The organism is Thiocystis violacea (assembly GCF_016583565.1).
Lineage (GTDB): Bacteria > Pseudomonadota > Gammaproteobacteria > Chromatiales > Chromatiaceae > Thiorhodococcus > Thiorhodococcus violaceus_A.
In genome coordinates, this window is record NZ_NRRF01000026.1 from 37824 (window position 1) to 52952 (window position 15129).

Annotated in this window: 11 protein-coding genes; 2 read left to right on the top strand and 9 right to left on the bottom strand. The window is 65.0% G+C overall.

What is annotated here, in order from left to right; translation table 11 throughout:
* Nucleotides 1-150: 150 nt before the first annotated feature.
* From CKO23_RS12220 to CKO23_RS12235, 4 genes are all read right to left on the bottom strand, one after another.
* Nucleotides 151-393 (bottom strand): hypothetical protein, encoded by a 243-nt coding sequence (locus tag CKO23_RS12220; RefSeq protein WP_200331488.1) that lies wholly within the window; start codon nt 391-393, stop codon nt 151-153.
* Nucleotides 394-773: 380 nt separating this feature from the next.
* Nucleotides 774-1538 (bottom strand): phosphate-starvation-inducible PsiE family protein, encoded by a 765-nt coding sequence (locus CKO23_RS12225; RefSeq protein ID WP_200331489.1) that lies wholly within the window; start codon nt 1536-1538, stop codon nt 774-776.
* Nucleotides 1539-1575: 37 nt separating this feature from the next.
* On the bottom strand, nt 1576-2154 hold the full coding sequence (locus CKO23_RS12230) for an NUDIX hydrolase (protein ID WP_200331491.1): 579 nt from the start codon (nt 2152-2154) through the stop codon (nt 1576-1578).
* Between the two features lie 15 nt (nt 2155-2169).
* Nucleotides 2170-2784, bottom strand: a complete 615-nt coding sequence (locus CKO23_RS12235; RefSeq protein ID WP_200331493.1) for a BMC domain-containing protein — start codon at nt 2782-2784, stop codon at nt 2170-2172.
* A gap of 900 nt (nt 2785-3684) precedes the next feature.
* Between CKO23_RS12235 and CKO23_RS12240 the strand changes: the two genes are divergently transcribed.
* On the top strand, nt 3685-4674 hold the full coding sequence (locus tag CKO23_RS12240; RefSeq protein ID WP_346014603.1) for a DUF2333 family protein: 990 nt from the start codon (nt 3685-3687) through the stop codon (nt 4672-4674).
* Nucleotides 4675-4844: 170 nt separating this feature from the next.
* On the opposite strand, the gene cls is transcribed toward CKO23_RS12240, so the two are convergent.
* Nucleotides 4845-6308 carry a cardiolipin synthase gene (gene cls, locus CKO23_RS12245; protein ID WP_200331497.1) on the bottom strand — a complete coding sequence of 488 codons (1464 nt, stop codon included), beginning with the start codon at nt 6306-6308 and terminating at the stop codon, nt 4845-4847.
* Complete coding sequence (locus CKO23_RS12250) at nt 6296-7147, bottom strand: REP-associated tyrosine transposase (protein ID WP_200331499.1); 852 nt, start codon at nt 7145-7147, stop codon at nt 6296-6298. Before CKO23_RS12250 ends, cls begins: the two co-directional genes overlap by 13 nt.
* Nucleotides 7148-7270: 123 nt before the next feature.
* Here CKO23_RS12250 and CKO23_RS12255 point away from each other — a divergent pair, with 123 nt between their 5' ends.
* Nucleotides 7271-9235 carry a 3-coathanger stack domain-containing protein gene (locus tag CKO23_RS12255; protein ID WP_200331501.1) on the top strand — a complete coding sequence of 655 codons (1965 nt, stop codon included), beginning with the start codon at nt 7271-7273 and terminating at the stop codon, nt 9233-9235.
* Nucleotides 9236-9479: 244 nt separating this feature from the next.
* Here CKO23_RS12255 and CKO23_RS12260 read toward each other — a convergent pair whose 3' ends face one another.
* Genes CKO23_RS12260 through CKO23_RS12270 form a run of 3 tightly spaced genes read right to left on the bottom strand, consistent with a single transcriptional unit; the run spans nt 9480 to nt 15013 of the window.
* A complete protein-coding gene (locus CKO23_RS12260; protein WP_200331503.1) occupies nt 9480-10700 on the bottom strand; it encodes a phosphoenolpyruvate carboxylase in 1221 nt (406 codons plus the stop codon).
* Entirely contained in the window at nt 10697-11338 is a 642-nt protein-coding gene (locus CKO23_RS12265) for a hypothetical protein (RefSeq protein ID WP_200331505.1), read from the bottom strand. Before CKO23_RS12265 ends, CKO23_RS12260 begins: the two co-directional genes overlap by 4 nt.
* Nucleotides 11339-15013, bottom strand: coding sequence for an ATP-binding protein (locus tag CKO23_RS12270; protein ID WP_200331507.1), 3675 nt, complete (start codon nt 15011-15013; stop codon nt 11339-11341).
* Between the last annotated feature and the right edge of the window lie 116 nt (nt 15014-15129).

Consider the following 15129-nt stretch of genomic DNA (forward strand, 5'->3'; position numbering starts at 1 on the left):
CGCACGCGGGCGCGGAGTCTAGGTCGGTCTGTCCGGTCGATCCGACGGGTCCGTTCAGATACTCGAAGGATCCACGCGAGACCGATCAGGCGTCGATCTATCGGCTTGATTGACGGGTGTTGGCAGGCCGCGTGAGCGCCGGGTCAGGCGTCACTGCGCGTCGCCATGATCGAAGCTCGCCCTGAAGGTTTCCCGCACCTCGGCAATGAAGAGCAAGAGTTGACTCTCATCGACTCGAATGACGTCGATGCCTTGCGCCATGGCCTCGGCCGACAAGGACGCGGCGGGTTGATTCGTGGGGAGAAAGAGGGTCTTCGGCAACTGATTCTTGTGTGCCTTGGCCTGCTTCAGCAACTGCCTGCATTCCAGCTGCGTGGGCTCGGTAGGCGCCATTGGCACAGGCGCCGAGCCCAGGATGAAACAACTGGCGGCATCCATGATGCGTGATGTAGTCGAAGTCGCCGTCTTCTTCGGTGTGGATCGGTCCGTCGTTCAGCTTGAACGCGATCCAGGCTTCGTTGACTTGAAACTGATTCGGGTGAAGCACGGGTGGTTCCTCTGTAGAGCCTGGCGAGCAAGCTCGTCGGCGACCATGGAGCCTAGCAGAATAGCCGTCCCCGTGTGGCGCCTGTTGGGTCTGGTGAGGCTGCGACCATGCGTGATGCGCGAGCGCCGGAGGCGTGTACCGTTAGCGTGTCTTTCGCGTGCCGCAGCCTGTTTCAGTGATCGGCGAAGCGCAGCGCTCAGCTCCGGTTGACCGCCTGTGCGTCCGGCTACCGACGTTGATCCAACCGCTTGATCAGGTAGAACCCGCCGATCAGGGTCGCCAGCAAGGCGGCCAGACCCAGCATGTACATCGCCGGATCACCCTTGCTCTCGACGTCGAGCACGACGACCTTGCGCGTCAGCGCCGTGATGGCAATGAGTAGCATGATCTCGACGTGTACCGATTTATCCATCATATACATGTAGATGCTGGCCATCAGCTCGACGGCGATCAACACGACCAGAAACATGCCGAATACCTCGAAGAGCTGTCCGATGTCGAGCAGGGGCAAACCGTCGGCGCTGACGAGATCCTGATAAAGGACCACGCAGAGTTCGAAGACGGCCTCGACCGCGACGACCGAGATCAAGATCAACAGAACCAGGGCGAGCGTTTGCTCGAACCAATGGAAGATTCGATGGACCCGCGACGGTGGGCGGTGGTCCGATCCAGACCATCCGAACGGATCCAGACTCGGCAGGTCGTGCGCAGGGGCCGGGCGGCGCGCGTCCTGCCACTGCGGCCGTTCTGGCTCGCCGCTTGCCGGAATGACACGGACGACGGCTCCGGCCGCTTCGAAGGCGGCATGCAGCCGCGCGGCCGTGGTGCTATCGACGCCGCGTTTGACGGTCACGGGGACCCCGCTGAAAAGCTCCGCAACAGCCGCGTCAGACAGCTTGAACAAGGTCTGTATGTCGTCGCGCGCCCGCTTCGGGTCGGTTCCGGCCCTGAGTTCGCCAGCAAACTCGATGTTGAAACGGATGTCGCTCATCGTTCGTCTGCGTCAGTCAAGTGCTGCTCACTCCACTTTACTGGCCGGCTGCGGCGGGCAATGACCACGGCCGCAGTCGGCGGGTCTTCTCGACCATGCGGTGGGTCGAGCGATTGTTGTTGAATTGCGCCACCTGCCGTAGTCGCACCCACAACACCTGATGCGACTCGTCGTTGCCGGGAATCGTCAGGTCGTCGTCCATCTCCACCAGAAAACGGATGTCGATGTGCTCGTGCTGCGGGCCGCGCTCGCTGGCGGGGATGGTGTGGATGTCGACGTCGAAGATGGCGTCGTCGACGAGACGGATGTGCGAGGCATCCAGGCCGGTCTCCTCGGACGTCTCGCGCAGGGCGACACGCAGGATGTCGGAGTCGCAATCGGCGTGTCCGCCGGGCTGGAACCACTGGTCGTGCTTGCGATGGTGCAGCAGCAGGATCTGCTCGCGGCTCGGGCTCACCACCCAGGCGGATCCCGTCACGTGGGCGGGCCAGAGATCGCAGTGGAAGCAGTCTTCGTGGGCGAGGACGAACGCCCGCGCCCGTGCCACGTAGGCCGCTTCTTCCATGAATCGGGTCCGGTGTGCGTCAAGCAGTGAAATGAGCGCTTGGCGGTGCATGATGGCGTACTCCGGTCAGGCGCCGGATGGGTTCTGGATGGCTTCGATCGCGGCCGCCGCGGCCTCGTCCACATCGCCCTCACGCCCGGCCAGGATCAGACGGCCGAAGGCACCGACCGCGCGCGCGTCGATCAGCGTGATGTTCGCGGCCTTCTCGGCTTGGTTCGCGGCGTAGACGATGTAGCCGGCGGGCTCGGTTTCGAGGATGAACATGCTCTGCCCAGGCAGGATCATCGAGCCGCGCCGATCCTGACGATTGATGAGCACGCAATGGTCGGGGGTCATGCCGCGAATCGTTTCCTGCCAGGCGATACGGCAGGTCTCGCGGTCCGAGAAGGTCGCGCCCATTCGCGACAGGAGCACGCGGCCGGCCTCGCGCACGTCGCTCTGGTCGCGCTGGTGAATCACCAGCGAGCCATAGGTGCGCTCGACCACCTGCTGCGATAAGTGCACGCGGGTCGCCTTGAGGGCGGCATCGGTGAGGCGATGGACCGCCATGCCGGGCGAGACCTCGACCCACAGGCAGGCGTCGCCCGGTACCGGCAGGAAGCCCTGAGACACGGTCGCCATATAGGCGGCGAGCTGGGGCTGTAGCGCATCGATGTACACGTAGGTTCTAAGCTTAATCATCCTGTCTCGAAGCTCTGGCGCGCGGAAGCGGCTGTGTCGTTGAGTGCCTGGCCCCGTTCGGCTGAGGCCCCTTGGTGTCGGGCTTGGCATGGCTGGATCGCGTCGGCCTCGATGAACCCGGTCTCGGCAGCGGGGCGGGCGAAGTGGGCTGCGAACGATAAGGTGGAAGCGAAGGCTACAGCTTGAGTCTCTTGTGGTGTATCGGCTCCTGAGGGGTGGGGTCTAACAGGCGTGCGGTCAAGGTCTCGCGTCGGGAGTAGGCAAGTCTCGTATCATAGCAACTCTCCTCTCGAACGATGTGTTCTGAGACCTTTCCTGCTCCGACGAAGTCCTCGACCAGGTCGTCGGCGTCCTGTCCCACAAGGCCGACGAGCAGCAGATCGACCGCCCGGGCGATCTGCCGGTTTACCTCGTCGGTGGCCCGCTGCGCCTCGGCCAGATTCTCATCAATCTCCTCAACAACGCGCTGAAGTTCACCGAGCAGGGCGAGGTGCTGCCGGGGATCGGCGTGTTCGAGCGCAGCGAGGAGGGACTGCGCGATCCCCTCGCTCTGGCGTTGGAGGTTTCAGAGACCATGCGCCGGGCATGGCGATTGCCAAACTTCAATTCCTACTGCATTAGTAATTGATAATGTAGTGAAGCCGGATCCGGCCGCGGCGTCTTTCACCCAGCCGGTGATCGATCGGAAGGCCTCGATCTTCATTGCCGTCGATGCGTTGCGTCGAGCATGAAGCGCTCAATGATCGGATCTCGCTCGAAGCATCACTACACACGCGATCGCGGAGCATCGACATCGAATCCGATGTCGCCCCGCATTGCCAGACTGGAGCCGTCGACCAAATGAATGCGCATCAAGCACCCCCACCTTCTTCGCCACCTCGGTCAGTGATGACTCCAAAGGTGCGGCGGTCATGGCTCAAGAGGACCATCCTCGTTGTCGCCGCGGCCTTTGGACTCTATCTCGTGACAGTCCTCGGGCTTGCCTATTACTGGTGCAGTCAGCCGGCGAGCTTCGAGGTGGTGGAGGTCTTGCCGGAGGCCGTCGGCGAGCCTGTCCCGGGTACCGCGTTCACCTCGACGGTGATCAAGATCGGCGAGACGTTGCTCGACAAGCCGGGCGGATTCCTCCACAACGATGTCATGCCGCCGGGCGTCTTCCTGGACAACTGCCCGAGCTGGGAGTGCGGTGCCCTCATGGCGTTGCGTGATTCGGTGCGGTCGCTGCGGAACGACTTCAGCCGCTCTCAGAGCCAGTCGTTCGAGGACGAGAATGTCAAGCGTGCTGATCTGCAGTTCGCGTTCGACCCTGAGTCCTGGATGTTGCCGGCGGCGGAAGACGAGTACCGCAAGGGCATCGATGCGCTCAAACGGTATCGCGACACACTGGCGGATAAAGCAGGCAAGGGCGGGCAATTCTTCGCGCGCGCCGATAATTTGGCGGACTACCTCAACGTCATCGAGAAACGCCTGGGACACCAAGGCAGCCGGTTGAGCACGAGCGTTGCGGACCCGGCGCTTACCCAGACATTGGCGCCGAATCGGGCCGCGGACGCGCCAGTGGCCGCCGAGTCGCAGGCGTCCCCCATGACGCCATGGAACGAAGTGGACGATGTCTTCTACTGCACCCGCGGCTACAGCTGGGCGCTCTTGCACATCATGCAGGCGATCCAGGTCGACTTCCGCGAGACCCTCGACGCCAAGAACGCGCATGCCTTGGTGGACCAGATCCTGCGCGATTTAAGGGGTGCGACCCGAGCCATGTCGAGCCCGATCATCCTGAACGGTGATGGGTACGGCATCGTTGCCAATCACTCGCTCACCATCGCGTCCTACATCTCGCGCGTGAACGCGGCGGTGCTGGACCTCAAGATCCTGTTGAAGGAGGGTTGAACCTGGGTCCGGCCGTTGACCGCTCCATGCGTCATGCGACAAGCGCTCGTTGCTTAGGCGGCGCGGTTCGCGCCGTTGCGGTCGGTCTGCGGCTCAGCAATCGGCAGCCCCGCCAGCGACGCCGCGTGACCGCGCACGACCAGGCTGCCGGTCAGACCGCCATACCCTGCTCACAACACCGGTCCCAGTATGGCAAGCGTGTTGTTCCACAGCCGTTTTCGCCAGCTCCAGCCCTCGACATCGGCCGCGGCGACGAGCCTGGACCGCTCGATGTAGGCGTGCTGACGCGCGCGCAGGTCCGCGGTCAGCGCGCAGTCCACGAACAGGATGTTGTTCTCATAGTTCAGCTCGAAGCTGCGCCGGTCCATGTTGGCCGAGCCGATCAGCGCGATCTCGCCGTCCAGGGTCAGGGACTTGGTATGCAGCAGGCCGCCGACGTACTCGTAGATCTTCACGCCGGCCGCCAGCAGATCGGCGTAATAGCTGCGGCTGGCGGCGGCGACGATCCGACTGTCGTTGCGGGCCGGGAAGACGATGGTCGTGTCCACGCCGCGCCGGGCGCTGGCGCACAGGGCCGATTGCAGGGAGTCGTCCGGCACGTAATAGGGCGTGGTGACGACCAACTCGCGGCGGGCGGCGTAGATCAGGGTCTCGAACAGCTCCGGCATCGCCGACCAGCGCACGGTCGGCCCGGTGCCTACCACCTGCGCCGTCAGCCCGGGCTCGGGCTCTGGCAGGGGGCGGCGCAGCAGCGCGTCGATGTCCTCGCCGGTCTGTACCATCCAGTCGGCGCCGAACAGCAGCTGGTTCTGACGGGCGATCGGCCCATCGAAGCGCATCATCGCATCGACCCAGGGGGCGTACTTAGGCTTGACCCGGAACTCGGGATCGGCGCAGTTCTGGCTGCCGCAGTAGGTGATCCAATCATCGATGACGACGATCTTGCGATGGTTGCGCAGGTCGATGCGCCCGCGCAGGACCCGCATCAGCGGGTTGCCGATGGGCAGCGCCCGGGCCAGCCGGACGCCGGCGTCTTGCATCCGTCGCCAATGTTCGGAGCGAATCATCGAGCGCGAGCCCAGGTCATCGGCCATGGCGCGGCAGGTGACGCCGCGTTCGACGGCGCGCACGAGGGCATCGACGACTCGGCAGCCGTTGTTGTCCGGCAGCCAGATGTAGAACAGCAGGTGGACATGGTCCGTGGCCGCGTCGATGTCGGCGACCATGGCGTCGATGGTGGCGTTGGAGTCGGCGAGCAGCCGTGCGCGGTTGCCGCCGACGGGGTCGAAGCCGCTGATGGAGCGGCCGACCTCGAATAGATGCCGGTGTTGCTCGGGCACCGCGGGTTGCAGTGCCGGCGCATCGCTGCCCGGGGCGTCCTGCACCCGTGGCATGCGCTGCATCACCGCCTGGGCGCGGGCGATATAGTTACGGCCGATATTGACCTCGCCGAACAGCAAGTAGGCGACGATGCCGATCACCGGCAGCGCGGCGATGACCACGACCCAGGCGATGCGCGAGGCCGGGTCGCGGTGCGGACGCACCAGCACACGCACGATCACGGCTGCCTGGAGGGCCAGGTGCAGAACGATAGGGTAGTAAAGGGTCAGGTAGTAAAGGGTCAGGTCTCGCATCGTTGCAACCCCAGTCGAACAATGCGACCCACGGTCGCCAGGTGGACGCCAAAGTGCTGCGCGATCTCCCGATAGCTGTAAGCCCCGGTCGCATAGGCGGCGCGGATGGCGGCGTTGCGGTCGGTGTGCTGCGCGGCAATCACGGGTAGCGCCGGGGCAGGGGCGCGACGTTGGGCTTTTGGGATCGACAGCAGATCGCCCCGAATCTGCGTCTTGGCCTGCATCCGCTCAACAAAGCTCGTGTCCCCCAAATAGACTTGTTGGCGAAGGCCGCTCCAGAGGTCGTTCTTGCCCATGCCTTCCCTCACGAACCGTTGGTACTGACGGCACGCCTCCTCGCGGACCTCGCCGAACTGGCTCAAGAGTGCGTCCACCGCCAGCCAGTTTGGCACAGGTGCCGCCCCGACCATGGCGCGGTAGCTGCTCCACGGCCAATCCCCCGGAGCCGGCACGAGCCCCGCGCGCACCGGATTGAGCACCACGTAACGTGACAGCTCCAGCAGATAGGCGTCCCTGTCGACGAGGATGCCCTTGAAGCGGCCCTGAAAGAGATGCCCGACCCGACCATGGCGGCGGTTGGAGGCTTGGGTATACACCCCATTCAGCTGGCGCATCCCCTTCGAGAGATTGCCCTCGACCGTCTGGACGATCAGATGGTAGTGGTTCGGCATCAGGCAATAGGCGTTGCAGCGCCAATTGAATCGCTCCACCACCTCCGCCAGCAGGTCCAAGAACGTCGTCCGATCCGCATCGTCCTCAAAGATGGCCTCGCGCCGATCACCGCGCGAGGTGATGTGATAGAGCGCGCCCGCAAACTCGATTCGAAGAGGTCTGGCCATGTGGGAACGATAGCACATGGGTGGGGTTGTTACAATACGAGACCTGACCCCTTTGCCTTTGCATACAACTTTTACGCCGACGGCACCCACCGAGTCGTGCTATCGGGCACGGGGCGCCAGACGGTGCACTTCGACTATCCGAACCCGTCATACGGGCATTTCAATGTGTTGTCGCTGCAAAACGCCTCGGCGGATGGGGTGGTGTTCGCCTCCCCGCTAGCGGTGGTGCAACTGGAGAGCAATAGCCATGTGCTCAATCCACTGACCATCGACGCGATGAACTGGACCCTGAGCGACGATGTGACGGTACGCGGTCCGGTGCAGCTAGCGGATAGCGTGCTGGATCTGGCCGGCCATACCCTGACCGTCCAGGGCGACCTGATCCACGCCGGCGGGATCCTGACGGTCAATGGCGGCACCCTGATCGTGGAAGGCGACTACCGGATTCAGCATCTGACGACAGACGCCGAGGGTCAACCGGTCTACGAAGCGAGCAACGGATGGCTGGCTATGCAGAACGCGGAGGATCAGATTGAGGTGCGTGGGGACTTCGTCACGGACTCAACGCAGGACCACGAGGGGTACTTGTCGGCCGGCACGCTGGAGATCATGGGGGATTTCACGCAGTTGTCGACCTCCGGAAACCCATACAACTTTTACGCCGACGGCACCCACCGAGTCGTGCTATCGGGCACGGGGCGCCAGACGGTGCACTTCGACTACCCGAACCCTTCATACGGGCATTTCAATGTGTTGGAGATGGCCAACCCGAGTAGCCAGGGTGTGCTGTTCCAATCCAACCTGGTGGTGACTCGCCTGTTCTCGCATCACGGCAAGGCCTTCACCTTTGCGGGCACCGTAGAAATACCGGATTTCGACGGTGACGGCCTCAGAGACGACTTGGATCCCGATCCCTTGCATGGGGACGACGAGCCGACCTCATGCTACCCGAGTGATCATCAGATCAGCGGGGAAACCTTCCAGGATTCGCGGCTCATTCGCTCCGAGGCGACCCTCGAGACCGGTGGTAGCGTCCTGATCGCCGCTGGCGCGGACGTGACTTTCGAGGCCACGACCCGTGTCATCCTCAAGCCGGGGTTCCAAGTCAATGCCGACGGCCGGTTCGTAGCCCGGATTTCCGCCGTGGACTGTCAGACGAGCGCGGCCACCGCGGCGGATACGGGCGAGACGGAGAACGAGCCCGTAGCGGAAATCCAAGAACGGTTCAGTACCGCCGAAGCGCATCCGTTGCGCTTCGCGGATCTACCGCTGGCATCTCTGGAATTCCTGATGGCCCGCGGGATTTCCGCCGATGACCTGGCCGATCTGCAAAGCGACGCGGAAGGGAAGTACATCGTCTTCAGCACCTCATTGGGCCTGGATGTCGGGGATGACAATGAATTGAGCGATGTCTATCTCTACCGACCGTCGGATCACGACCTGCGGTGGATCAGTCGGAATCTGGATGGCACGGCGGCAACCGCCCCGAGTGACCAACCCCGCATCGACGGCTGGGGCGAGTATGTGGTCTATCGGAGCGCGTCGGACAGGCTCACCTGGAATCCCGATACCAACGGTGTGGAGGATATCTTTCTCTACGCGATCGAGGAGTGGAGCACGGAACGGGTCAGTTGGACCGAAAGCGGTGAAGAACCGACTCAAGCGTCTTCTCATCCGGATTTGGCTGGACTTGACCTCGAAATCGTCTACGCGCGCAAGGACGAGAACGGTGAAGGGGCGATCTACGGATACGATCTGGCCGTCGATCGCTTGACTCAGCGGCAAGATGACGGGCTATGCGATGCCCACCATCCCAGGTTGAGTGCCGATGGGCGGTACTTGGCATACCTTTGTGGCGTACCCGGCACCCGTGAGGAGGATTGCTCGGTGCACTTCATCGACCGCACGACGGGCCTTAGTGGCATGGAACCCTGTCCGCCACAAATCGAGGCCGGCTACCGCGTGTATTTCGATACGGAAGGCGGTGGTGTGCGTTGGTTGCTGGGGCCGGATGCATCCGGCGACCAGTATCAGTTCACCGCGAACCCCGTGTTTGATGACGCAGAAACACAGCGTCAATTTCAGTAGCACAAGAGGGTCGGGAAAGGAAAAAGGAGGCGGATCTATTCAACGCTGATCGTCGACCGGTTCACCGCCTCTAGACCTTCTCGCAGGCATCGGTCATCAGGCCGGGCTAGCCGCTCGGCCTGTGGGAGCGGCGCCCCGCCGCGACCGCTCGTCGCGCCGGGGCGGCGCTCCCACGTCGGCGTGCCGGGATGATGATCGAGGCCCTCGCGTAGCAGGCGATGGACCGCCCGCATGTGGCGCTTGCTCAGGCCAGCCATAGGCGCAGGTCCCGAATGATGAAGTTGCCGCTGTAGAGCGGGTGCGGCTCGCCGATCATGTCCAGCTCGAAGTGGCGTTTCTGCGCCTCGGGCAGGCCGTCGTAGCCGCCGATGACCTGGTAGAGCCAGCTCTCGGCATCCCAGGGCAGGGACTCCTGGCGATGGTAGTCGAGCGCCGAGATCGCCTGGGCGCTGTCGATGACTTGGCAGAAATAGGCGTCCACCGCCGCGCGGATCGGGCTGGGCTGGACCTCGAAGGTCTCCGGTGCGTGGAGCGTCAGATCGGGTGCGTCGCCTAGGAGCTGCGCGGGTCGATCCTGTTGCGACTGCGCGCGGATCTGGGCCAGGAGGGCGAGCAGCTCGGCTTCCAGGGTCGAGTCGTGGATGTCCAGAGACGCGGGGGCCAGGATCGGCGGGGCCTGATTGAAGAGTTGCGGCACCACCCGGCCGCCGGCATGGGGGCCGGCCTGGTAGTCCGGGCGCTGGGTCATGTGGAGCAGCCAGCCCTTGAGCAGTCGGGTGCGGCCGCGGATCTCGCGGAAGCGGCCCAGCAGTTCGAGCAGCCGACCCTGCACGATGCTCAGCTCCTGAGTGCAGGCGCTGAGGGTGCGCTGCAGGTTGGTCACTAGCAGGTGGCGCAGCTCGCGCAGGTCGCCGGCGGTTTCGGCCAGCGTCTCGAAGCTGACCAGCTCGAGCCCGCCGAGCAGCTCGCTGACCTGGGACTGGGTCAGCTCGTTCTCGCGGATCTTGGCGTTGAGCGTGCCGACGTAGCCGAATTCGTTGTTGATGCGACTCCAGAGCACGCGGACGCTGTGGCGCAGGGTCTCGCCGAAGGCATAGACGTGCTCCCTCAGGTCGGCCAGATGGACGTCGGCGGCGGCGTAGTCGCCCTGATGGCGGGCCTCCTTGTAGTGGTCGGCCAGGGTCATGAAGGCGGCGAGGGTGGACGCGGCGTTGGCGTCGATCTGGCGGTTGCGGTCGTTGCGCAGGGCCTCTTCGAGCAAGGCCCGAACGACGCGGCGCAGGTGCAGGTCGGCGCCGGGCTCGGGGCGGTAGAGGATGCCGTCCTTGACCAGGAGTTCCTGCACGCCGGGCTCCAGCTCATCATCCGCCAGCGAGCCGCCCAGATAGGCCTTCATGATGGGGTCGGCGTGGCGCCCGAGCTGGCGCAGAAAGCGCACCCCGGACTGATGCAGGTTGCCGCTCACAGCAGTTGGCCCTGGCTGGCGACCTCGGCCTGGGCCTCCAGACTCAGCCCCTCGGCCTCGTCGATGAAGCGGATCACCTCGTAGAGATAATCCAGTTTGCCGGTCGCCAGATAGATCTGTTTCTCCGGGTTGGGACGGATCAGGTAGCCCAGCTCGCACAGCCGCCTGAAGACCAGTTTGAGCTGGTTGTCGACCGTGGGGCTGTTGGAGCCGAACAGCCGGTAGTGGCTGATGCGCGCCAACTGCTCGCGAAAGGCCGGGGTGTCTTCGATGACGGTCTGCAACGCGTTCAGACGCACCGGCGTGCCCTCGGTGAGCGGGGCGTCCTGGGCGGCGGCCTCCTGCACCAGCACCAGCCACTCGGCGAGCGGGGTCAGGGCCTGGCAGATGTCGCGGAACTGCTGACCGATCACCTTGCGCTCGGCGTCGCCCAACTGGCGGTAGCCGCAGAAGAACACCTCGCCTTGGCCGCCGGCGCCGACTGTGGCGACCTGGCGGTTGAGTTGGCCGAGGTAGTTGTCCACCTCGTCGCGATTGCCCGGAATCGTCAGGAAGCGCCAGCCGTCTTCGTCGGTGGTGCGGCAGATGAAGGCGCCCTGGAGCAGGCGCTCGATGACCTGGCCTTTGATCGACAGCATCTAGAGGCACTCCTCGGTCTGGCGTTGGCTCAGCTTGGCGGCGATGGTGTCGATCCGGGGCTGGACCACCTGCAGCCGGCGGCTTTGCTTGTCGACGATGTAGCGGTTGGCGAACAGCCCGAGGATCTCGGAGTCCGGATTGGGGAAGGCGCCGAGCACGCGGATGTCGTTGGCGGTGCAGGCGTCGAAGATCTTCTTCACGTTGTGATGATGCAGGGTGCCCAGCTCGTCGATTGGCCAGTGAATGGTCAGCGCCGCGTTGCCGCGCAGCAGCCGGGTGAAGGCGAGCAGGAACTTGCACAGGATCAGGTAGGCCATGCCGTGGCTGGAGGATTCGTTGAGCTGGCGGTCGGTGCGGATCACCAGGTCGCTGTGACCCTCGCGCAGCCGCAGCTCGATCTCCAGCAGCGCGGCGACGCTCCCGCTCAGGGCGGAGCGGCCGATGATCTCCAGCGCGCGGCGCATGCTGCTGACATAGTCCTCGCTGGGGAGACCGCCGAAGCCCTCCTCGCGCCATTCGCGGAAGGCTTGGATGAAGGCCTTGAGATCGGGCCAGAATTCCAGCTCGGTGATGCGTGAGCGGATGCGCACCGCCGAGTCGGAGACGCCCTCAAGTGACAGGTCTTCCTCGACCTCGCGGGTGATGCGCGCGCTCTGCGCGGCGATGCGCCGGTCGATGTCGGCGAGCACGTCGTAGTAGTTGTTGAGATCGAGGCCAAACATCCGGCCTTCCTCGCGCAGGCCGGTCAGGCTCTGCGGCACCATGACCTTGAGCAGCTGTTCCAGGTGCGGGACCAGTTTGCGGTGGTCCAGGGCGGGAACCCCGTGCTCGCCGACCAGGGTGCAGTCGGTGCGGCTGCGCTCCCAGGTCTCCGCCAGGCTGGAGCCGGCGTTGCTGGCGATCAGGCTGTCGAAGCGCTCCACATGGGCCTTGACCGCATCGATCATCCGTTCGCGGGCGTAGAGCTGTTCCTCGCCCAGGCGCAGGCGCTCGTCCAGCGCGCCCTCGGGCGGGGTCCCGTCACCGGACAGCTTCAGCTCGCCGAGGCGGCGCAACAGTTTCCTCAGCCAGCTGAAGTGCTCCTGCGCCTCCTGCTGGCATGCGTTCGTCTGGCAGCGCGCGGCCTCCAGTCGGCCGCGCTCGGTCTTGAAGGCGCTGGTGGAGGTCTTGAGCTGCTGCTCCAAGAGCGCCGTCTGGCGGTGGCTCTCTTCGAGCGCACGCTGGAGCGCCGGTTTGCGTGTGAGCCAAGTGTGCTGGTACCAGTCGTCGTAGCGCAGCACCTCGGTGCGGCGCCGCTCGGTGCGCTCGATCCGACCCTCCAGGTCGCCGATCTGGCGCCGCAAGGTGGTGATGGCCTGCTCGTCGACACCGCGTGACGTCAGCTCGTCCTGGTGCCATTGGTCGCAGGCGCTCAGTTCGGTCTTGGCCTGTTGCTTGCGCTCATCGATGGCGTGGCGCACGCGCTGGATTTCGCTGTCGATCCGCCCGATCACGTGTTGCCAATGGGCCTTGAGCTCCTGCGACGCCTCCTGGTGTCTGGACAGGATGTCATCGCGCCATTGCTCGCGCTCGCGCTCCAACTGCTGCATGCGGCCCTTGAGGTCCGTCAGCGCCTTGCGGGCGTCGAGCGTGCGCTCGCGCAGTGCTTCGTCGATGCGGCTCTGCTGGGCCGCGCGCTCCTCGCGGATGCGGCGCAGGTCGTCGCGGCGATTGCCTCGGTTGGTGCGCGCGAGGGTGAGTTCGCGCTGCAGGACCTCCAGTGACTCGTTACGCTCGCCGAGCTGGCGCGCGGCGGCCTGCTGGCGATGGTTCGCGTCCTGCCTCGCGTCCTCGGCCAGTTGCAGGCGCTGGCGCAGCGCCTGCTCCGAGGCCGCATGTTCGGGGATGTCGATGGCCGCCAGATCCAATTGCAGACCGAACAGGCTGTTGTGCGTCGGCTCGGTCAGGGCCGGCTTGAGGTCGGCGCGTTGCAGCAGGGCGGGGGCCAGCACCTTGCCCAGGCTCGTTTCCCAGCCGGACCGCTCGCGACGCAGAAATTCCAGTAGCGTGTGCTGGCCGGGATAGAGCAGGCGCTGGACGGCCTCCAGGTCGCGCTGGCGCTCGTCGAGCTGGCGCCTTGCCTCGCGCAGGGCCGCGTCGGACTCATCGCGCTGCCGACGCAGTGTCTGCTCCCCGGTCTCCAATCTCCGCACCTCGGCCTCGGCCGCATCGGTGTCGGCTTCCGCCTGTTCGCGGCGCCGATCGAAGACGGCCAGGCTCTGGCGCTCGTCCTCGGTGTAGCTGGCGCTGTCGATCTGGGTCTCCAGGCGTTGGCGATCCAGTCCGTATTGGACCTCGCGCTCACGAAAGGTCTCCAGTCCCGCTTCCCGGTCCGTCTGCTGGCGCTGTTGCAGTGCCGCGAGGGCGTCGTTTTGCTGCTCTTGCTGGTCCGTCCGTTGTTCCCGCAAGGCGTCCTGCTGCTCGCGTAGCTCATCGAGGCGCCGTTCGCGTTGATCCTTGATCCGCTGGATGCGCTCCAGATAGTCCCGCTCCACGTCCTGATGCTGATCGGTGAGCAGGCGGTAGCGGCCCCGGAGGTTGTCCAGGTCTTCGCGCCAGGCGCCGAGCTGCTCCAGGTCGGCACGGGCCTGCTCGATCTCGGCCTCCAGGAAGTCCTGGTGTTGCTGTTCGATCTGCTCCAGCTCGGCCGCGTCGCGGCCGCGATCGCCCTGGCGGGCCGAGAGCGCCAGGCTGAGATCGTCGCGTTGCTGCTTCCAGCGTTCCTCCAGTTGCGTCAGGGCCAAGCCAATCTGCGCGATGGTCGCTTCGTTCTCTTCCAGTTGCAGTTGCAGGCGGGTCTCGTCGACACGGTAGCCCAGCTGCAGGTTGCCCAGGCGCTGCTCGCAGGCCAGCAGGTCCTGGTACTCGCGCTCCAGCAGCTCGAACTCCGGGCGCATGGCGTCGAACCCCTGGATCAGCCGGCTTTCGCGAATCCAGGCCTCCACCAGCTGGGGCTTGAGGTGCGAGGTGGGCGGGCTGACCCCGTCCTCTTCCAGAATCGCGGCGATCATGGAGCGGACGGTCTCCATCTTGCCCTCGCGCGAGTGCACCGCCTGGGCGAGCTTTTCGATATGGCGCAGCGCCTGTCCCGGCTCGCACAGCGAGAACTGGCGGGCGAAGGCGCGCAGCTCGGCGCTGTTGGCGCTCGCGGCGAGCTGGACGCGGTCGTTCTGCAGGATGGCGCGGTAGTCGCGGGTGTTGAGCAGTCGGGTCGTGCCGACGTCCGTCTGCTTCAGCCGCCGGCCCAGCTCGGCCATGCCGAGACAGCTCAGGGTGTCGCCCTGACGGCTGCGGGTGTAGTCCGCCAGGTCGAACGCCTTCTGCACCAGCCGGTAGGCCACGCCCTTGCCGTCCGCGGCGGCGGCCAGCACCGCCTGGCAGGTCTGCCCGTCCATGCGCTGGTATTCGTAGATGATGAAACTCTGCTCGGTCGGCAGGTACCAGCGCTCGAAGCTGTCGCGGGTCGAGGGCACGACCCGGCTCGGATATTCGCCATAGAACACGGGCACCAGCCGCTGCAGGGTGGTCTTGCCGGAGGCGTTGGTGCCGCAGATGTTGGTGTGGGCATCGACGACCAACTCCACGACGCCTTGGAGATGGGTGTTGATCAGGATGATGCGATTCAGACTGGGCATGCGGGTCCTTGCGTGAAACGGGGCGGACGGCGGGTGATGGGGAGATCGAGGAGGGGCGATTCTAGCGATTGGACGCGCATTGGTCCGATCACGGCCGCTCGGATGCGCAGGGTAAA

What these genes read in the sequence shown, in the direction of transcription:
- cls (WP_200331497.1), bottom strand. Translation starts at nt 6,308, where the DNA reads ATGCGAGACCTGACCCTTTACTACCTGACCCTTTACTACCCTATCGTT.
- CKO23_RS12220 (WP_200331488.1), bottom strand. Translation starts at nt 393, where the DNA reads ATGGCGCCTACCGAGCCCACGCAGCTGGAATGCAGGCAGTTGCTGAAG.
- CKO23_RS12230 (WP_200331491.1), bottom strand. Translation starts at nt 2,154, where the DNA reads ATGCACCGCCAAGCGCTCATTTCACTGCTTGACGCACACCGGACCCGA.
- CKO23_RS12250 (WP_200331499.1), bottom strand. Translation starts at nt 7,147, where the DNA reads ATGGCCAGACCTCTTCGAATCGAGTTTGCGGGCGCGCTCTATCACATC.
- CKO23_RS12270 (WP_200331507.1), bottom strand. Translation starts at nt 15,013, where the DNA reads ATGCCCAGTCTGAATCGCATCATCCTGATCAACACCCATCTCCAAGGC.
- CKO23_RS12235 (WP_200331493.1), bottom strand. Translation starts at nt 2,784, where the DNA reads ATGATTAAGCTTAGAACCTACGTGTACATCGATGCGCTACAGCCCCAG.
- CKO23_RS12225 (WP_200331489.1), bottom strand. Translation starts at nt 1,538, where the DNA reads ATGAGCGACATCCGTTTCAACATCGAGTTTGCTGGCGAACTCAGGGCC.
- CKO23_RS12265 (WP_200331505.1), bottom strand. Translation starts at nt 11,338, where the DNA reads ATGCTGTCGATCAAAGGCCAGGTCATCGAGCGCCTGCTCCAGGGCGCC.